Annotated in this window: 18 protein-coding genes; 6 read left to right on the top strand and 12 right to left on the bottom strand. The window is 61.7% G+C overall.

Translation table 11 applies throughout. The features are described from left to right. Positions 1-71: 71 nt before the first annotated feature. The gene (locus tag BFQ03_RS19470) at positions 72-1145 is read left to right on the top strand and encodes a major royal jelly family protein (protein ID WP_223232700.1); all 1074 of its coding nucleotides are present in this window, start codon (positions 72-74) and stop codon (positions 1143-1145) included. A gap of 196 nt (positions 1146-1341) precedes the next feature. Here BFQ03_RS19470 and BFQ03_RS19475 read toward each other — a convergent pair whose 3' ends face one another. From BFQ03_RS19475 to BFQ03_RS19520, 10 genes are all read right to left on the bottom strand, one after another. After that, positions 1342-2619 carry an OprD family porin gene (locus BFQ03_RS19475; protein WP_065943766.1) on the bottom strand — a complete coding sequence of 426 codons (1278 nt, stop codon included), beginning with the start codon at positions 2617-2619 and terminating at the stop codon, positions 1342-1344. A 163-nt stretch (positions 2620-2782) separates the two neighbouring features. Continuing rightward, entirely contained in the window at positions 2783-3283 is a 501-nt protein-coding gene (locus tag BFQ03_RS19480; RefSeq protein WP_005787271.1) for a flavin reductase, read from the bottom strand. A 19-nt stretch (positions 3284-3302) separates the two neighbouring features. After that, the gene (locus BFQ03_RS19485; protein WP_065943767.1) at positions 3303-4265 is read right to left on the bottom strand and encodes a PDR/VanB family oxidoreductase; all 963 of its coding nucleotides are present in this window, start codon (positions 4263-4265) and stop codon (positions 3303-3305) included. A gap of 60 nt (positions 4266-4325) precedes the next feature. Continuing rightward, positions 4326-5066, bottom strand: coding sequence for an SDR family NAD(P)-dependent oxidoreductase (locus tag BFQ03_RS19490; RefSeq protein WP_065943768.1), 741 nt, complete (start codon positions 5064-5066; stop codon positions 4326-4328). Between the two features lie 10 nt (positions 5067-5076). Further along, positions 5077-5553, bottom strand: coding sequence for an aromatic-ring-hydroxylating dioxygenase subunit beta (locus tag BFQ03_RS19495; RefSeq protein ID WP_032863795.1), 477 nt, complete (start codon positions 5551-5553; stop codon positions 5077-5079). Positions 5554-5555: 2 nt separating this feature from the next. Then, a complete protein-coding gene (locus BFQ03_RS19500) occupies positions 5556-6842 on the bottom strand; it encodes an aromatic ring-hydroxylating oxygenase subunit alpha (RefSeq protein ID WP_065943769.1) in 1287 nt (428 codons plus the stop codon). A 47-nt stretch (positions 6843-6889) separates the two neighbouring features. After that, positions 6890-7414, bottom strand: a complete 525-nt coding sequence (locus BFQ03_RS19505) for a nuclear transport factor 2 family protein (RefSeq protein WP_065943770.1) — start codon at positions 7412-7414, stop codon at positions 6890-6892. Between the two features lie 9 nt (positions 7415-7423). Then, positions 7424-7783, bottom strand: coding sequence for a hypothetical protein (locus BFQ03_RS19510; RefSeq protein WP_032863767.1), 360 nt, complete (start codon positions 7781-7783; stop codon positions 7424-7426). A 31-nt stretch (positions 7784-7814) separates the two neighbouring features. Beyond that, complete coding sequence (locus BFQ03_RS19515; RefSeq protein ID WP_065943771.1) at positions 7815-8987, bottom strand: acyl-CoA dehydrogenase family protein; 1173 nt, start codon at positions 8985-8987, stop codon at positions 7815-7817. A gap of 19 nt (positions 8988-9006) precedes the next feature. After that, positions 9007-10128 (bottom strand): amidase, encoded by a 1122-nt coding sequence (locus tag BFQ03_RS19520; protein WP_065943772.1) that lies wholly within the window; start codon positions 10126-10128, stop codon positions 9007-9009. Positions 10129-10833: 705 nt separating this feature from the next. Between BFQ03_RS19520 and BFQ03_RS19525 the strand changes: the two genes are divergently transcribed. The 5 genes from BFQ03_RS19525 (at position 10834) to BFQ03_RS19545 (ending at position 16246) form a co-directional block, all read left to right on the top strand. Then, positions 10834-11982: an ABC transporter substrate-binding protein gene (locus BFQ03_RS19525; protein ID WP_065943773.1), complete on the top strand. Its 1149-nt coding sequence runs from the start codon at positions 10834-10836 to the stop codon at positions 11980-11982. Between the two features lie 80 nt (positions 11983-12062). Further along, the gene (locus BFQ03_RS19530; protein ID WP_032863775.1) at positions 12063-13100 is read left to right on the top strand and encodes a branched-chain amino acid ABC transporter permease; all 1038 of its coding nucleotides are present in this window, start codon (positions 12063-12065) and stop codon (positions 13098-13100) included. Beyond that, positions 13097-14887: a branched-chain amino acid ABC transporter ATP-binding protein/permease gene (locus BFQ03_RS19535; protein ID WP_065943774.1), complete on the top strand. Its 1791-nt coding sequence runs from the start codon at positions 13097-13099 to the stop codon at positions 14885-14887. Before BFQ03_RS19530 ends, BFQ03_RS19535 begins: the two co-directional genes overlap by 4 nt. Before the next feature lie 2 nt (positions 14888-14889). Then, a complete protein-coding gene (locus BFQ03_RS19540) occupies positions 14890-15660 on the top strand; it encodes an ABC transporter ATP-binding protein (RefSeq protein ID WP_090293082.1) in 771 nt (256 codons plus the stop codon). A 109-nt stretch (positions 15661-15769) separates the two neighbouring features. Further along, positions 15770-16246 carry a MarR family winged helix-turn-helix transcriptional regulator gene (locus BFQ03_RS19545; RefSeq protein ID WP_065943775.1) on the top strand — a complete coding sequence of 159 codons (477 nt, stop codon included), beginning with the start codon at positions 15770-15772 and terminating at the stop codon, positions 16244-16246. Positions 16247-16358: 112 nt separating this feature from the next. Here the strand turns inward: BFQ03_RS19545 and BFQ03_RS19550 are convergent, their stop codons facing one another. Both BFQ03_RS19550 and BFQ03_RS19555 read right to left on the bottom strand, forming a co-directional pair. Then, on the bottom strand, positions 16359-17846 hold the full coding sequence (locus tag BFQ03_RS19550) for an aldehyde dehydrogenase family protein (protein ID WP_032859642.1): 1488 nt from the start codon (positions 17844-17846) through the stop codon (positions 16359-16361). 61 nt (positions 17847-17907) lie between these two features. Continuing rightward, a complete protein-coding gene (locus tag BFQ03_RS19555) occupies positions 17908-19254 on the bottom strand; it encodes an aminotransferase class III-fold pyridoxal phosphate-dependent enzyme (protein WP_065943776.1) in 1347 nt (448 codons plus the stop codon). Positions 19255-19354: the final 100 nt, after the last annotated feature.

Below are 19354 nucleotides of genomic sequence, written 5' to 3' on the forward strand. Positions count from 1 at the left end.
TTCATGCACACCCTCCATCAACGCCTCACAGAGTTATGGGAAACCTGTGCCCGCGCCGGGGGCGCACGGCCATGACCCGCTTGCTGCTGGGCGCTGCGATGCTGGCACTGCTTATCGGGTGCAGCACCGTCAAACAGCCCGAGCTGGGCGTCGCAGTCCAAAGCTCCGGGCAGATCTGGAATGCCGTGGCGCATTACAGCGGCCGCACGTTTCTATCGGGGCCACGCTGGACCGGCACCCAGGGCCCGCAACTGACGGCAGTTGACCAGAATGGCCAGCACAGCGCCTATCCAAACAGTGCCTGGAACAACTGGGCGCCAGGATTGGATGCAACCAATGCCTTTGTGAACATCAATGCCTTGCGCCTGGAAGGCGACAAACTGTGGGTGGTGGATACCGGCTCGCCCGAGTTCGGCGGCAACCCCGTCAGCCAGGGCGCAAAGCTGGTGTGTATCGATCTGCCTACAAACAAGGTGGTTCGGACCTACTTCTTCGGGGCGGACATCGCCACAGCCGGCAGTTATGTGGATGACGTGCGCTTCAGCGCCGGCATGGCTTTGCTCACCGATGCGGGAAATGCCGGCATTATTGTGGTGGACCTGAAGACCGGCGCTGCCCGGCGTGTATTGAACCAACATGCATCGGTGGTCGCCCGGCCTGACCGGGACTTGATCCTCAGCAACCAGGTGGTCAAGGCTCCCGATGGTGCCCCCCTGCGCGTCAACGCCGATCCGCTGGAAGTCAGCATTGATGGCATCTGGCTGTATTACGGCCCGCTGCAAGGCCCCTGGTCCAAGGTGCGTATCCAAGACCTTGCCAACCCGGCACTGAGCCCGGAACAACTGGCCGCGCGGGTTGAGTTCTTTGCCGATATCCCCGCAACCGGTGGCTCGGTCATGGACGCACAGGGCAACCTGTACTTTTCCGACCTGGCCCATGATGCCATTCGCGTACGCCGCACTGACGGGCAGATCGAAACCCTGATCGTGGACGAGCGATTGCATTGGGTTGACGCGCCGTTCCTGGACAAGGACGGAGTGCTGTGGCTGCCTACCCCACAAATGGACCGCGTTGCGCTGTTCAACAAGGGCAAATCCCTGGTGCAGTGGCCAGTGGGGGTTTATCGCTTATCGACACATCGCTGATCAGCGCGCACGCAAATTGCTTGGCGCTTTCACATCCCTTTCACAGTCGGGCGCCTAGGGTGATTCCAGCTCCTAGTGAAAACCTTTAAGCCCGCACTCCCCATCGCGGGCTTTTCTTTGTCTGTGATTTGGCTGGCAACGAGTTGCATACTCCTTGCCAGCCCAGTGGAGTGATATCTAATCGCCTCAGCCCACCTCAGAACTTGAACACATACGTCGTAATCAAGCGTGTCTCCGTATAATCCGGCCCCGCCGCGCTGCCGTTGCCATAACGGGTCTTGACGTCGTAACGGCGCCACTCCAACCCCAGGTTCTTGAAGGTCCCGGCCTGCACCACATAGCCAAGGGCCAGCCAGCGTTCGCTTTCCACGTTCTGGTCCAGGGCGTTGTTGCCACGGTCGATGCCTGTCCCGCGGAAGTAGCGCGTCTTGAACTTCAACCCCGGGACGCCCATCGCTGCGAAGTTGTAGTCATAACTCACTGACCAGGAGCTCTCATTGGGCTTGACGTAAGACACCACGGACCAGTTCACCAGGTACGGCTGGGGTGCATAGCCGTTGATGGTGGGGAAACCACTGTCACCGAGCATGCGCTGGTAGGCGACGCCAAAAGTATGGCCGCCCTTTTTCAAGGCGGTCATCAGGCCATAGGAGCGGTTATCGATGTTTCCGTACAACGCCTTGCCATCTTCGCGGTTATCGAAATAACGCAGGTCGCTTTTCAAGGCATAGCCGCCACCCAGGTCGAGGTCATGGCTCAGGCCGAAGTATTGCTGCTGGTAGATATCTTCCAACTGACCGTAGAAATACGTCGCCGATAACTGTGGGGTCAGTGCATAAGTGGCACCGGCAAAGTTCAGGCCGGCGCTGCGGCGTTTTATATCCGGGCCATTAAACAGGTACATTTTTTCGCGGTCGGATGATTCCCGTGAACTGATCTGGTTGAAACGCCCGGCGGTCAATGTCCACTTATCAATGTCCTTGGACTCGATACTGACCCCATTAAATGTGGTCACCAATTGCCGGGTATCGTCGTAATACGCCACCGGCAAGGTCGGGCGGTGCTCGCCCAACTTCAATTCGGTTTTCGAATAGCGAACTTTCGCCGCGAACGCCGCCCGGCCGTAGTCCTGCACCGGTTCGCCACGGCTGTCGTCGTACGGGATCACCGAGTCCGGCCCACGCCCGCCACCGCCGTCCAGGCGGTACGCATACTGTCCGTAGAGATCGAGGGCGAACTGCATAGGGCCTTCGGTGTAGCCTGAGGCGGCCTTGAAGTCGAAACCCTGGGTCCAACTGCCGACCCGGGACTTGGGTGCATCCGTCTGGTGAAAGTCCCGGTCCAGGTAAAAGTTGCGCAGGCCCAGGCTGATTTGACGGTCGTTGATAAAGTCGGCGTGGGCAAATAGCGGCGTCAGGCAGCCCAGCAGGCCGACGAACACGCAGTCGCGGGCCATTCTATTTTCAAGAGGCATCGGTGGTTCCTTTATATGCGCGCAAAACATTTGAGTGGGGCAGATAACTAATGGGCAGTTAATCCGCAGTCTTGTTTTTATAACCACTTGCTGCAAAAAGACGCATGCGTGCGGAGCACGCTTATTGTTGTTTTAGAGAACCGGACAAGTTAGTTGGCAACGATCAAGAAGCGGCCTTCGATGCGTCCCCCAGGCGATGATAGGCACGGTTGAAATACACCAGGCCTTCCTGGCTTTCGCCATTGCAGATACCCAGCACCTCACAGTAGAAAATCGTATGGGAGCCCACCTCATGGGCCTGGGCGATGCGGCAATCGAAACTCACCAGCGACTCCTGCAAAATCGGCGCGCCACTTTCCAGGGTCACCCACTGGGCACAGGCAAAACGCTGCTCGGTGTTCATGTCACGGTTGGCAAACACCCCGGAAATCGCCTGGTGATCGGCTGTCAGTACGTTGACACTCAACACACCGTTGCTCTTGAAGTTGATATTGGACGTCGACGCCCGGTTCATGCACACCAGCAGGGTCGGCGGCTGATCCGTCACGCTGCATACCGCCGAGGCCGTAAAGCCGAAGCGCCCGGCTGCGCCATCGGTGGCGATCACCGAGACGGCGCCGCCGAGCAATGCCATTGCATTGCGAAAACCTGTTGTATCTACCATGGTCTTGCCCTCCGCCAATTCAGATGTCCAGCACCAGTTTTTTCGATTTGGCCCGCGAGCAACACACCAGGATCTGGTCATTGGCGGCCTTTTCGTCGTCGGTGAGGTAGACATCCCGATGGTCGGGCTCACCTTCCAGCACATCGCACAGACACGTCCCGCACACCCCCTGCTCGCAGGAGATTTCAATCTTGATACCGACACTGGCCAGGGCGTCGAGAATGCTTTGGCCTTCTTGCACCTGCACCTGCTTGCCGCTGCGCGCGGCGACCACTTCAAAGCCCTGGCCGCTGCTGTCGACCTCGACCTGGAAGTACTCACGATGGATATGGTCCTGGGCATGACCGGCCTTGGCCGCCTCACTGATGACCCAATCCATGAAGCCGGCCGGCCCACAGACGTAGACATGGACCCCAGCGCCGGGCACTCCGAGCACCGCTTGCAGGTCAAGCCGTTGACCCTGGTCTTCGTCATCGAAATGGGTGTGTACCCGCGACGCGAATAACGCGTGCTGCAGCTCATCGATAAAGCCGCAGAGGCTGCGTGACCGCGCGCAATAGTGCAGCTGGAACTCCCGCCCCTGGGCCTGCAAGGCATACGCCATGGCCACCATGGGCGTGATGCCGATACCACCGCCGATCAGGATCGAGCGTTGCGCATCGGCCGCCAGGGGAAACAGGTTGCGCGGTGCGCTGATCTGCACCACCTGGCCTTCGAGCAGTTGCTCATGTACCGCCAGGGAGCCGCCGCGCGAGCCCGGATCTTTCAACACGCCCAGGCGATAGACCCGGGAATTGGCCGGGTCGCCACACAGCGAGTACTGGCGGACCAGGCCCGCTTGCAGGTGAATGTCCACATGGGCCCCGGCCTCGAAGGCCGGCAACGCCTGGCCATCAGGGTCGGCCAGGTCGAGGACCACCACCCCCTGGCCCTGTTCCTGGCGTTTTTGCACCACCACTTTCAATAATGTTTGCACGCTCATATCGGCTCGTTCCGCTGGTTATTATTGGCCAAGGCCGATCACGGTCGGCCCGTTGTCGCATCAGCGCATGAATAGCCCGCCGTTGACGTCCCAGGTCGCTCCGGTGACGAAATAGGCATCCTGTTCCGCCAGTTGCACCACCAGGCGACCGATGTAATCGGCACTGCCCAGGCGCTTGACCGGGATCGCTTCGAGCAGTTGCTCCATGCGCTCGGGCGCGACCACGGCATGCACTGCCGGCGAGTCGATCGGCCCCGGGGCGATGGCATTGACCGTCACCCCGCGTGCCGCCAGTTCCTTGGCGAAGATCTTGGTCAGAGTGATGATCGCGCCCTTGGATGCCGCGTAATGCCCACCGGTAGCAGTCCCGCCGTTCTGCCCGGCCAGGGACGCCATGTTGATGATCCGCCCATAGCCCTGGTCAGCCAGGTAAGCCCCCAATACCTGGCAACCGACAAAGGTGCCGCGCTGGTTGATGTTGGTGACCCGCTCGAACTCCTCGGGGCTGATCTGCATCAACGGCGTTGCCAGGGTCATGGCCGCATTGTTGACCAACACATGCAGGGCGCCGAAACGCTCTAGGGTCGCCGCCAGTGCCTGCTCGAAATCGGCCTTGCAGCCCACGTCCAGACGTAGCGCCAACACGCGCTCGCCGCTCAGGTCCAGGCGCCGGGCGCTGGCGTTTGCCGCCTCCAGGGAAAGGTCGCTGAGCACCACCGCGTACCCCGCCGCGTACAACTGGGCGGCGATGGCGTACCCCAGGCCCTGGGCAGCGCCCGTCACTAAGGCTATGTGTGTCATGCCGGCGCCCTCACAGGATGTAACCGATACCGGCGAGGGTGTCGGTGGAGTTGATCAGGTGGATCAGCTTGCGCTGGATCTTGAAACTGTCGCCGTCACGCAGCAGCTCGAACGTGATATCGGCGGTGTAGTGCTTGAGCACGTCCTTGCGGCATTCGCGCAGGTTCTGTGCGCAGCGCACGGTGACGGTTTTGCCGTCATCGGCGAGCAGGCGAAACCGTGACAGCGTGCGCACGGTGCGCGCCCGTGGCGTGGTGGAAATCGACTCGCCGCTGGTCAGGCGTGTGACCCGCAACTGGCGCATGTGATGGTCGTCATAGGCATAGTTGAGGGTGTTCTCAAAGTCGGTTTCCAGCGGGTCGATGGGGATGATGTAGGTCGCATCCTGGGTCCAGAGCGCCAGCCATGATTCAAACTCACCGTGATCGAGCATGTCCGCTTCTTGCCAGATAAAGGCGCTGGCCTGGTTGAGCAGTTGTAGGTTGATCATCACTGGGTCTCCTGGGCCGACATCATTTTTTTCCACTGCTGATAGCCGGCGCGCATGCCGGTTTCGGCACTGACATCACTGACCAGGCCATCGGTGCTGGCCTGCTCGCCCGCCAGGCCGCGATTGAGCATGACCCACAGGTCGGTGCCGGCACTGGCGCCCTTCTGCACCCGCTCCCACGCCTCGGAGTCGTCTGGCGTGCCAAAGCCCATCGGCCCCTGGAAGTGCTCATGCAGGCGCAAGCGGTAGCGGTTGGCGACCGCCGGGCCGCCGTCCATGGTGATCACTGCGTGGTGGATCTCGGTCTCGTCCACGGCAATCGGTTGCAGCACCCGGAAGAACGCCATTGAGCACGCGATGTTGGGGAACAGATTGAGGTTGAACCCCGAGCCGCCCACGGCGCGGACGATGCGCCGCACTGCTTGCTCGTCATGCCCTTCTTCGCGCAGTTGCCCGGCCAGTTCTTCGAAACGCGCCGGGATCGGCAACTCAAGGTTGGCTTCCAGGTCGATCAGGTCGGGGATCATCACCATCACGCTATGACCGTTGCCCAGGTCCTCGACATAACCGCTGCCGCCGACAAAATTGAGCATCTCTTCGGTCTGCTTATCCACCGACGACAGGAACGACTTGTGCACCAACGGGAAGTGGTAGGCGTCGGTGGTGTTTTCCAGCTGGATTTTCCAGTTGCCGGGGAAGCGGAAGCGGTGTTCTCCGGCGACCTTGATCGGGTAGCCACCGCCTTGTTTCATAAACAGATCCATCCATTTTTTCGCCGCACCGAGAAAGTCTTCCAACGGCTCGATGGCGTCGTTGAAAGTGGCGAAAATCATCCCCGCGTATTGCTCGACCCGCAGGCTCACCAAGGGGTGCTCACCCTTGTCCAGCATGTCGGCGTAACTCTCCGGATGAGGCACGCCACGCAGCGAACCGTCGAGGGCGTAGCTCCAGCCGTGGTAGGGACAGACGAAGCTGTTGGTCTTGCCCTTCTTGTGCTCGCACACCGTCGCGGCGCGGTGGCGGCAACGGTTGAGCAGCACATGGATCGCCTGCTTGCGGTCACGCACCACAATCACCGGCTGCTTGCCGACGAAGGTGGTCTTGTAGCTGCCCGCGTCGGGAATTTCACTGACGTGGCCGACCCAGATCCAGGTCTTGTAGAAAATCTTCTCCAGCTCCTGGTCGAAGACTTGCGCATCGGTGTACAGCGACGTGTGCACCCGGTCCGGCAGGACGCGTTCGGACGGGCAACTTTCAAGGTTCACGGCTTGAATCAGGTTATTCACGATGTCTCCTCGTCGACCCGCCGGGCCGACTCACTTGAATGCGGGTTTCACTCACCCGGCTTATGGGGCACCGGCAACCGGGCACTGTGGTTCCACAGGCTCACGGGGCGGCTGAACAGGTTCTCGGTCTGGAAATGGGCGATCCGCCACTGGCCGTCCTCACACTCGAAGGTCACGCTCAGCCGTGCACTGTTCAAATGGGACGCGCCACTGGCAAAGGTCGAGGTCTGCAACATCACCCAGGCACCGCCGGCCTGCAGGCCCCGGACCTCAATCTGTTCGCTGGTCAGGAAGTGCACGTTGAGGGCAAAGTGCGCGGGCTCGACCATGTAGGTGGCAAACATCCCGCGAATGGCCGAACGCCCGTGATAGCCACCAAAGGCCTCCTGGTACTTGCTGCCCTTGCCTTCCCAGATCGCGTTGGGGGTGAACAGGCCGGCCAGTTCGTCCAGTGGCGAGTGGGCGCCCAGGTCGTCGCACAGCTGCATGTAACGGTTCATGCAGGCACGGATGGCGTTGGCACTTTCCAGGGCGTCCAGGCGTTGTTCCAGGGCTTGGAGTGAGTCGTTCATAGCCGGGCCTCAGCGCTGGATAATCAGTTCGCGGCCGGTACGGGCCTCGACCTTGCAGTACTTCCACAGCTTGTAGGTGCCGTCCCCCACCGGGGTGCTGCGAAACAGGTTGCAAGCCGCATGCACGCTGGCGATATCCGGCACGTCCGCCAGCAGGTAGGTGGTCCAGGGGTAGCCGGCGGACGGGCCGACCATGCTCTGGTCGTCATCCATGTTGCCGAACACCTTGACGCCCGGCAGGTCATGGATGCCATTCCACATCTGGCTGAACGCCGCCCAGACTTGCAGTTGTTCGTCCCGCGGCGCGTCGAAGAAATTCTGGTTGATGCCCATGCAAAACAGCACGCGCAAGGCTTTGGTATCGCTCATTGCAGTCACCTTTTTTCTTGAGAATTGAACGTCACAGGTAGCCGGGCAACGGCTTGTTGCCAAAGAAAATCGCACCGGCGCTTTGGTAAGTCATGTCACCCATAAAGGCGTGCTGGGTAATGACCTGGGCGTCGTTGACGAAGCGCGACAGCGGGCTGCTGCGGTACACCCCGCTCATCCCCGAGAGCATCTGCGCGGTGCGCGCCACATCAGCGGCCACGCGGGTGGCATGGGTCGACGACAGGCGCAGCAGGTTGGTTTGTTCCACCGACACCGGGTCGCCGGCGAGGATGCTGCTCCAGGCATCATCGATGGCCTGGTAGAACCAGGCCCGCGCCGAAAGCAAGGCCGCCTCGGCCTTGGCCACTTCCACCTGGGCCAGGGGGCGATCGGACAAGGACGGCGCGCCAGTCACCGAAATGCGCCCATTGGCCATGCCACTGAGTTCATCCAGTGCAGCACGCGCCACGCCCAGCCCGACCACCGACAACACCTGGGTGGCGAACGACAGCGACGGGTAGCGAAACAACGGCTCGGTCAGGCTCGACGGCCCGCCACGCACAAACGTCCACTCCTCCGGTACCACCACGCCCTCGACCACCAGGTCGTGGCTGCCGGTACCGATCAGCCCGGTCACGTCCCAGGTCTGCTCGATGCGCACCTTGTCCCTGGGCATTACGGCCATGCGTGGCAGGCCGAGCATGTCGCCGTTTTTCGGGGCGATACCAACCCCGATCAACGAGGCGCCCATGCAGCCGCTGGAGAACTTCCAGCGCCCGTTGACCTCCAGGCCACCGTCGACAAACGCGGCCGGTTGCGGCGGGAAGATCCCTCCGGCGAACACCACATCCGGGCCGTTGGCGTAGACCTGCTCGATACTCGCCAGGGGCAAGGCCGAGAGGTACACCAGGCTCATGCCAAAACTCGCGACCCAGCCGGCGGAGCCGTCGGCATGGGCAATGTCTTCAACCATCTGGCAGAACTGCGCCGGCGAACACTCGTCCCCGCCAAAACGCTTGGGTACCAGGGCCCGATACACGCCCAGGGTGCGGAAGCGCTCGATGATGTCCTGACTGATGTGTTTTTGCTGGTCGAACTCACCGCTACGCGCGCGCCGACGGATGACATCCAACAGTTGCTGGAAGTCTTCACCGTCGATGATCGACAGGTCGGACCTCGGACTTTGTGCACGGAGTGCAGTCATGGAATACCTCCAAAAAGAATCAGGCTGATTGTTGTTCTAGGCGTTGCGAAATCATCAGGGCCACGGCGCACAACAACGCGTCCTGGCCTTTGCCGGCGATCAGTTGCAGACCCACTGGCAGGCCGCTCGGACCTTGCAACGGCAGGCTCAGGGCTGGGTGGCCGGTGAGGTTGAAGGGGCGCACCAGGCTAGTCATGCCGATGGCAGCGCGGGTATCTGCCGCCTGCGCCACTTGCAGGGGGTAATCGGGCAGGGTGGGCAAGGCCAGGATCGGGTGCTGCGCCAGGGCCGCGTCCACCTCATGGGTGAACGCTTCGCGCACCTGTTCGGCCTGCTGCAGAGCTTCGTCGCTGGTCAAGGCCGCGGCTTGCAGGCGTGCTGCGATGTCCGCGCCCAGCAGGCCGCTGGGCAGCAGGTGGCCACAGGCGTTCCAGGTCTCACGATTGATCACGGCCAGGCCCGCGTTGTAGGCCGCCTCCATGCCAGGCAGCGGCGTTGGGTGCAGGGCAAAACCGCTGCGGGCCAATGCCGCGTCGAGGGTTTGCAGGATCTGCGGGTGCGCCGTGACGGGCACCACGCCGATGCTGAGATTGGGTGGGCAGGACTGGGCAATAAACCCAGGGTCAATGACCTGCATGGCCGCGATCAACAGTTCCATGCTGGCGGCAAAGGGGCCGACACAATCGAGGCTGGAGACGCCGGGCATCACCCCCGCACGGCTGATCCGGCCAAAGGTCGGCTTGAGGCCAAATACGCCACAACAGGCGGCCGGCACACGCACCGAGCCACCCGTATCGGTGCCCAGGGCGAAGTCCACCAGCCCTGCCGCAACCGCCGCCGCCGAACCACTGGAGGAGCCGCCAGGAATCAACCCGGGGTACAGCGGGTTGTCGGCGGTGCCGCTCCAGTGGTTGATCCCCGTGGTGCCAAAGGCCAACTCATGCAGGCTGGTCTTGCCGAGAATCCGACAGTTGCCCGCGAGCAGGGCCTCGACCACTGGGGCATGTTCCTGCGCCGCTGCTGCGCTCTCCAAAGCCTGGCTGCCAGCACGGGTTGCAAAGCCTGCGATGTCGATCGTGTCCTTGACCATCACCGACAGACCACTCCCCCCCAACGCCATATGCTCGACGACGATAGTCATGCCACCTCCCGCTCAATGTTGTGACGCCTGCGCGTCGCCTGTCAGTGGACTGGACAGATCAACCCCTGCCCAACGCTTAAATCTAAAATCATAATATTTACGTGAAATGTCAATTGAATTATCTATTTTAAAATATGGGTATTTTCGGTGCACATTTCCCACGAGATGCACCGGAGCCGTGCATTTCGGTAACACTCTAAAAAACGCAAAACAAAAAATAAAAATCAAAATAAATACTTATATTTCAAACACATAAAATATAAATACAACATCGCCCACGCTTTCCTTCTGTTTACCTGAAGCACAAAAAATCTTAAAAAATGCGCAGAAACGAAAAATTACCGATTGTTTTTTCGCAACAAAACCCATCGATATAAGTCTAAGTTTTTGCATGTTTTTTAAATTAAAAAATCATAAAAAACAGCGATAAAACCGCGAGCTAGCGCCTTCGCATAACGCTGGTTTGTCTCGCCACGGAACGACAAACACAACGTCCACTGCCCGGGATAAACCCTGCTTCACACCGCTGTCCCGAATTTTTCTGGCATGCAACCTGCTATCGCCCTACTCGCCCATCAACAGCGGCTCGCGCCGTTGCGGCAACCGCCAAGGGCTCGCCTCCATCGCGCATCGCGACCGCTGTTCAAGCGGCGACGGGCCGAGGGACGGGCGCTTGCTTAGCCTTGCAATGCTTCGGAGAACTCCATGCTCTTGAAAAAAGCTGTGTCCACCTTGCTACTGAGTGCGGCCTGCGTATCCCTGGCCCAGGCGCAAGTCACGGTCGGCGTGATCACCTCGGCCGCAGGCCCGTTGGCCATGATCGGCGTGCCACAGAAAAACACCGTGGCGCTGCTGCCGACCCAGGTCGGGGACCAGGCCATCCGCTACATCGCGCTGGACGACGGCAGCGACCCGACGGCCACGGTCAAGGCCCTGAAGAAGCTGATCAGCGAAGACAACGTGGATGCGATCATCGGCCCAAGCGGCTCGCCCAATGCCATCGGAGTGATCTCGTTTGTCGCCCAGGCCCAGGTCCCGCTGCTGTCGCCCGTGGGCACTGCGGCGGTGATCCTGCCGATGACGGCAGAGAAGAAATGGGTGTTCAAGACCACCCAAAATGACGAACTGATCGCCAAGGCGCTGTTCGAACACATGGCCAGGCATCAGGTAAAAACCCTGGGCCTGATTGGCACCGCCGACCCTTATGGCGAGAACTGGGCCAAGGTAGCCACGGCGCTGGCGACCGAGCATGGGATCAAGATCGTCGCCAACGAACGCTTCCAGCGCCAGGACACCTCAATCACCGGGCAAAGCCTGAAAGTGCTCGCCGCACGCCCCGACGCGGTACTGGTAGCCGCGCCTGGCAGCCCGGCCGTAATGCCCCAGGCCACGCTGTTCGACCAGGGCTACCGTGGCCAGGTCTACCAGACCCATGGCGCCGCGCTACCGGACTTCCTCAAGCTGGGTGGCAAGAAAGTCGAAGGGACGATCCTCGCCGCCAGCCTGATGCTGGTGCTCGATGAAATCCCCGACAGCAATCCGTCGAAAAAAATCGCTGCGGACTACACCGCCAACTACGAAAAACTCTATGGCAGCAAGCCCGCCACCTTCGGCGCCAATACCTTCGATGCCGGCCTGCTGCTGCAAGCGGCAATCCCGCTGGCTGCCGCCAAGGCCGCGCCGGGCACCGTGGAGTTCCGCCGGGCGCTGCGTGACGCCTTGGAAAGCACCCACGAGTTGGCGGGCACCCAAGGGGTCTACAGCATGACCCCGGACGACCACAGCGGGTTCGATGAACGAGGCCGGGAGTTGATCCAGGTGAAAAATGGCACCTGGACCCTGCTTAAAGACTGAGAGCGCACCCCATCGCCCGCTCGGCCAGCCGTGTCCGACGGGCGCCGCAAGCCTGATGACCCCGTGCAAAGAGTTGCCCTATGAATGCCCAGATAGCCTTGCTGCTTGGCCAGGACGGCATCACCAATGGCGCCATTTATGCGCTGCTGGCCTTGTCGATTCTCCTGGTGTTTACCGTGACCCGGATCCTGTTGATCCCCCAGGGTGAGTTCGTCACCTATGGCGCCCTGACCATGGCCAGCCTGCAAGCGGGCCAGCCCACTGCACTGGTCTGGCTGCTGCTGGCCCTGACCCTGCTCGATGGCGCCCTCGACCTGCTCGCCTCGATCCGCCGCCCCCACGCCTGGCGCTTGCCGCGCAAGAGCCTGGTAAAGATCGCCTACGCGGCGGCGATGGTGGGCCTGGTCAACAACCTGCCGCTGGCACAACTGCCCATGGCGTTGCAGGCCCTGCTGACCTTGGCCTTGGTCGTGCCGTTGGGGCCGTTGATCTATCGGCTGGCCTTCCAACCCATCGCCTCGGCCAGCTCGCTGGTGTTGCTGATTGTCTCGATTGCAGTGCATGTAAGCCTGGTGGGCATGGGCCTGCTGTTGTTCGGCCCGGAAGGCGCGCGAACCCGGCCCTTCTCCGAACAAGGCCTGGAACTGGGCCCGGTGGCGCTCAACAGCCAGACGCTGTGGATTATCGCCGCGTCCCTGGGCCTGATCATCGGCTTGTTTGTGTTCTTTGAGCGCACCCTGTACGGCAAGGCCCTGCGCGCCACGGCAGTGAACCGCATGGGCGCACGCCTGATGGGCATTTCCCCGGAGATGGCCGGCAAGAGCACCTTCGTCCTGGCCGCCCTGATCGGCACCCTGTCCGGGATTCTGATCGCCCCCATCACCACCCTGTACTTCGACTCCGGTTTCATCATCAGCCTCAAGGGTTTTGTCGGTGCGATCATGGGTGGACTGGTCAGCTACCCCGTGGCAGCCCTGGGCGCCCTCGCGGTGGGCCTGATCGAAGCCTTCTCGATGTTCTGGGCCAGCGCCTACAAGGAAGTGATTGTCTTCACCCTGATCATTCCGTTCCTGCTGTGGCGCTCCCTCACCAGCCGTCACGTGGAGGAACACGAATGAAACCACGCTACCTGATCCTCGGACTGATTGCCCTGCTGGGTCTGGCGCCGCTGGTGCTCGCCCCCTACTACGTGACCTTGCTCAACTACATCGGCCTGTATGCCCTGGTGGTGCTTGGCCTGGTGCTGTTGACCGGGGTCGGCGGCATGACCAGCTTTGGCCAGGCCGCTTTTGTCGGCCTTGGGGCCTACACCACGGCATGGCTGACTACCGCCGAGCAACTGCCGACCTGGCTGCAATGGGCGAGTGCCTCGCCGTGGCTGACTCTGCTGGTGGGCGTGGCCCTGACGGTGACGGTGGCGCTGATGCTGGGCGCCCTGACCCTGCGCCTGTCCGGGCACTACCTGCCACTGGGCACCATCGCCTGGGGGCTTTCGCTCTACTATCTGTTCGGCACCCTGGAACCCCTGGGTGGCCATACCGGCGTCGGCGGGCTGCCAGCCATTTCCCTCGGCGGAATTTCCCTGGACCAGGGGGAAAAGATGTTCTACCTGATCTGGCTGGTGCTGGGCGCAGCGATGCTGATCACCCACAACCTGCTCGACTCCCGGGAAGGCCGCGCCATCCGTGCGCTCAAGGGCGGCCAGTTGATGGCTGAGTCCATGGGCGTCAACACCTTCCGTTCGAAGATGGTGATCTTTGTCATCGCCGCGCTGTTTGCCGCCGTATCGGGCTGGCTGTACGCCCATACCCAGCGCTTCGTCAATCCGACCCCGTTCGGCCTGGGCATGGGTATCGATTACCTGTTCATGGCGCTGATCGGCGGGGTGGCCAGTATCTGGGGCGCACTGTTGGGCGCTGGCATCCTCACAGTGCTCAAGGAGTGGCTGCAAGATTGGCTGCCCCACCTGCTGGGCGACGGCGGCAACTACGAAACCATCGTCTTCGGCATCCTGATCGTGCTGCTGATGCACTGCGCGCCGGGCGGCCTGACGCCATGGCTGGGCAAGTGGTTCAAGGGCCGCACACGCACCGCGCCGTTGCCCCAGGCACAGGCCCTGCCCCGTCGCACTGCGGTCGAACACGGCACCCGCATCCTGCAGGCCAACCAGGTGACCAAACGCTATGGCGGCCTCGTCGCCAACAACCAGATGAACCTGCATATCGACGCCGGGGAAATCCTCGCCCTGATCGGTCCGAATGGCGCTGGCAAAAGCACCTTGTTCAACCTGTTATCCGGGGTCGACAGGCCCACCTCAGGCGATATCCACTTCAAAGGCCTGCCCCTCAATGGCAAAACCTCACGGCATGTCGCCCGCCTGGGCATGAGCCGCACCTTTCAGCACGTCAAACTGCTGCCCGGGATGAGCGTGCTGGAGAACGCCGCCCTCGGCGCCCATTTGCGCGGGCACCAGGGGGTGATCGCCGCCAGCCTGAACCTGGACCGTGCCGAGGAGCAGCAGTTGCTGGCCGAGGCCCGTTATCAACTGGAACGGGTCGGTCTGGGTGACGCGTTGCAGGAGGACGCCGCGAGCCTGGCACTGGGGCAGCAACGTATCCTCGAAATCGCCCGCGCCCTGTGTGCCGATCCTTGCCTGTTACTGCTGGACGAGCCTGCCGCGGGCCTGCGCCTCCAGGAGAAACAAGCCCTGGCCGCACTGCTCAAACGCCTGCGCGCCGAAGGCATGGCGATCCTGCTGGTGGAGCACGACATGGACTTCGTCATGGGCCTGGTGGATCGCGTGGTGGTCATGGAGTTCGGCCAGCCCATCGCCCAGGGCCTGCCTGAAGAAGTGCAAAACAACCCCGCAGTGCTTGAAGCCTATTTGGGAGGCGCAGACGCATGAATATGCCAATGGAACCGTGCAACGCCGGCACCACCCTGCTGCAAATCGATAACCTGAGCGTGGCCTATGGCAAGGTTGAAGCCTTGAGCAACGCCAGCCTGCGCGTCGGCGAAGGGCAGATTGTCACGGTCATCGGCCCCAATGGGGCCGGCAAGACCACCCTGCTGTCGGCAATCATGGGCGTCCTGGGCTCCCGGGGCCAGGTCAACTTCGACGGCACTCTGCAAAGCGTGCCCGAGGTGGAAGTGATGGTGGGCCGGGGCCTGGGCCTGGTGCCAGAAAAACGCGAACTCTTCACCTCGATGAGCGTCGCGGACAACCTGCTGCTGGGGGCGTTCCAGCGTCACCGCCGGGGCGAGCGTGACCACGGCCAGACACTCAAGCAGGTATACGACCTGTTCCCGCGCCTGTGGGAGAGGCGCGAGCAATTGGCCGCGACCTTGTCGGGGGGCGAGCGGCAGATGCTCGCCGTTGGCCGGGCGCTGATGGCCAAGCCACGATTGCTGATGCTCGACGAGCCCAGCCTGGGCCTGGCGCCCCTGGTGACCCGCGAGATCTTCCGCATCATCAGCAGCCTGCGCGAGCAAGGGGTATCGATCCTGCTGGTGGAACAGAATGCACGGGCGGCGCTGCGGGTCGCCGACTACGCCTACGTCCTGGAAACCGGCCAGATCGCCATGCACGGCCCCGCCCGGCAACTGGCCGACGACCCTAGGGTGATCGAGGCCTACCTGGGCCTGAGCAGCAAGCATCAGGAAATGCTCGCGAGCTGATTGCTCTATCCCGTGTGGGGCCCGATGGCACCCACACGGCGCGACAAGCGCGACGTTAATCACGTGAATATGCAACAATCGGTCGTTGTCCATTATTCGAAGCCCGAGCATGACCACCGCGAAAAAACGTGTGAATCGTCATAACCCTGCCAGCCAGGATTTCAAGAAAGAAGAGTTCCCCTTCTACTGGCTCGCCCGGGTCAACGGGCGCTATTCCATGGCGATGGAAAAGGCCCTGAAAAAAGTCGACATGGACATTCCGCGCTGGCGCATCCTCCTGATCCTCAAGGACAACGGCTCGTCGAGCATCTCGGAAATCTCCACCCACGCCATCGCCAAGCTGCCCACGGTGACCAAAATCGTCTACCGCATGAAAGCCGACGGCCTGGTGCAGACCAATGTCTACGCCAACGATGGGCGCGTCACCCAGGTCTCCTTGACAGAGGCCGGGTACCAGACCATCGAGCAGAGCCACAAGGTCACGGCGGATATTTTCAAGACCAGTTTCAAGGGCCTGACGGACGCGCAACTCAACAAGCTCAACAGCTTGCTGGAAACCCTGTTCGACAACCTGCCCGAAGACTGACCCTCCCCCCTGTAGGAGCGAGCTTGCTCGCTAAAATCCCACAAGCGCCACGGGCTACCTGTTGGCGCTGCATTATCGTTAACGTTTTTCGCGAGCAAGCTCGCTCCTACAACTAATAGCGGATCATCACCGACTTGAGCTCGGTATAGGCCTCTATAAACGCATCACCAAATTCCCTGCCCACACCCGACGCCTTGACCCCGCCAAACGGCAGTGCCGGGTCCAGAAAGGTGTGCATATTGACCCATACCGTACCGGCCTCTATTTGCGGGATCAGGCGCAATGCCTTGGACAAGTTGTTGGTCCAGACACTGGCCGTGAGGCCGTAGGGCGAGTCGTTCATCAGGGTCACCAGCTCCTCCTCTGTGTCGTAGGGCAATACACAGAGTACCGGACCGAACGCCTCTTCCCGCAGCAAAGGATCATCCGGGCCATTGGCCAGGATCAGCGTCGGTTCGACAAAGTAGCCCGGCCGGTCAATGGCCTTGGCACCGCAGATTACCGTGTTGTTCTGATTGGCCCTGGCGAAGAAGTCGAGGATCTTTTCCAGGTGCGCCTGGTTGGCCAGCGGGCCAAACTGGGTGCTTTCATCGAGGGGTGAGCCAATCTTCAAGGTACTCAGGGCCTGCCCGAGCTTTTCCAGGAACTCGCTGACCCGTGAGCGGTGTACATAAAGACGTTCCGGCGCGGCGCACACCTGGCCCTGATGCACATAAGCCATCTGCACCATCCCGGTCACGGCCTGGTCCATATCGACATCGGCCAACAACGCCGCCGGGTTCTTGCCGCCCAGCTCCAGGGTCGCGCGCGTCAGGTCGGCGGCCATCGCCGCCTTGCCCACGGCGATCCCGGTCGGTACAGACCCGGTGAACGCGACTTTGCTGATTGCGGCATGGGCGATCAATTGCTGCCCCACCTGTCCTGTCCCGTTGACCACGTTAAATGCGCCGGCCGGCACGCCCGCCTCGAACGCCAGCTCAGCCACCCGCAACAACGCCAAGGGCGTGAACTCACTGGGCTTGATCACAATGGTGCAACCGGTGACCAGCGCGCTGGCAATCTTCCAGATGCCGATCATCACCGAGAAATTCCACGGCACAATCCCGGCGACCACGCCCACGGGTTCACGCAGGGTGTAGGCCAGGTACTGCTCGCCGCCCATGGACGGAATCGAGGGGCTCATGGTCTGGCCGTTGATCTTGCTCGCCCAGCCCGCGAAGTAGCGCAGGAACACCACGCTCTGGGCCATTTCCAGGCCGCGTGACAGGTTGATCGACTTGCCCGAGCACAGGGTTTCCAACTGCGCCAACTCCTCGGCATGCACCTCAAGCAAATCGGCAAATCGGTTAAGGATCACACCTCGGGCGTAGGGCGAGGTGTCCGCCCACGCGCCCTTGAACGCCTTGCGCGCACTGGCGACGGCATGCTCGATATCCTCGTCGCTGGCATCGAGGATATGGCTGATCACCTGGCCGGTCGCAGGGTTTCGCACGGCGATTCGCTGTGTGGACGTACTGGGCTGGTAAGCCCCTTCTATAAAGTTGGCCGGTACACGGGCAAGAAATTCGGTAACCGCAGGCAGCAAGGCAATGTCACTCATCAACAGGACTCCTGAAGGCAATCGTCAGTGCGGCGCCCAATGGGCGCCGTTCAAGGGGAGATCAGGTATTGGCCAGGCCGGTTTCCAGGGCATGGCAGATCAGGTCGGCTTCTTCGAGCGTCAGGGTCAGGGGGGGCGACAGGATGATCTTGGTGCCCACCGGACGTACCAGCACCCCCTCCAGGCGTACCCGTTCCGCCAGGCGCGAGGCGTAGCCCTCGGCCGGGTCCACGGGGGTGCGCAGACGCTTGTCGCTCACCAGGTCCAGGGCCAGCATCAGGCCTTTGCCCCGCACCTCGCCGACCACCTCAAAGCGTTCGCTCAGGGGCTTGAGCCGCTCCAGCAGATAGGCGCCGACCTTCGCCGCATTGCCCGGCAGGTTCTCCTGCTCGACGATATCCAACACCGCCAGGGAGGCCGCGCAAGCCGTCGGATGGCCGCTGTAGGTGTAGCCGTGCATGATCACCTGGCCGAAGTTTTCGGCGGTTTCGATGGCCCGGGCAATGCGCCCATTGAACACCGTGGCGCCCAAGGGGATGTAGCCGGCGGAAATGCCCTTGGCCAGGCACAGAATGTCAGGCGCCACGCCCCAACCCCGCGACCCCAGCATCGAGCCGGTACGGCCAAAACCGGTGACCACTTCATCGGCGATCAACAAAATGCCGTAGCGATCGCACACCGCACGCAGCTGCGGCCAGTAGCCTGCAGGCGGGACAATCACCCCGCCCGCGCCCTGCACCGGCTCTGCGATGAACGCTGCAATTGTCTGCGGCCCTAGCGCGCGGATCTGCTCTTCCAATTGGAGAATGCAGTGACTGGTCAGGGCCTGCGGGTCTTCGCAGTCCCACGGGTTGCGATAGGACCACGGAGCATCCAGCAACGTGCAGCCCGCCAGCAGCGGCCCATGGTTGAATTGATAGGCACTGATCCCACCGACCGAGGTGCCCCCCATGTGCACGCCGTGATAGCCGTTGCGCAACGACAGAAACCGTGTGCGCTCGGGCTCCCCGACGGCAATCCAATACTGGCGGCTCATTTTCAATGCAGTTTCAATGGCATCGGAGCCACCACTGGAAAACAGCACTCGCTGCATGTCTTCCTGGGCAAACATGCCGGTCAAGCGTTCAGCCAGGTCATACACCCTGGGATGGGCAATGCCGTCGAAGGTCTGGTAGTACGCCAGCTCATCCATCTGGCGGTGGATCGCCTGCTTGACGCTTTCACGGTTATGACCGACGTTGACGTTCCACAACCCGGCGATGCCGTCGAGCATGCGCCAGCCATGGATATCGGTGACGTAGTTGCCATTGCCCCTGGCAATGATCAGGGTCTGTTCCCCCGCAACGGCCGCGGCCGCTCGCATCGGGTGCCAGAATTTTTTTTCGGCGTTCTGATAATGCGCGTACATGATTGCACTCCCTTCCAAAGAGGTGGGCCGAGAGGTTTCGGGCCAGCCTGGACTGTAGGGAGCGAGGTGCCTGGGCCGTTATCCCAAATCGGCACACTTT

The sequence above is a fragment of the Pseudomonas sp. 25 R 14 genome, from assembly GCF_900004755.1.
Classification (GTDB): Bacteria; Pseudomonadota; Gammaproteobacteria; order Pseudomonadales; family Pseudomonadaceae; genus Aquipseudomonas; species Aquipseudomonas brenneri.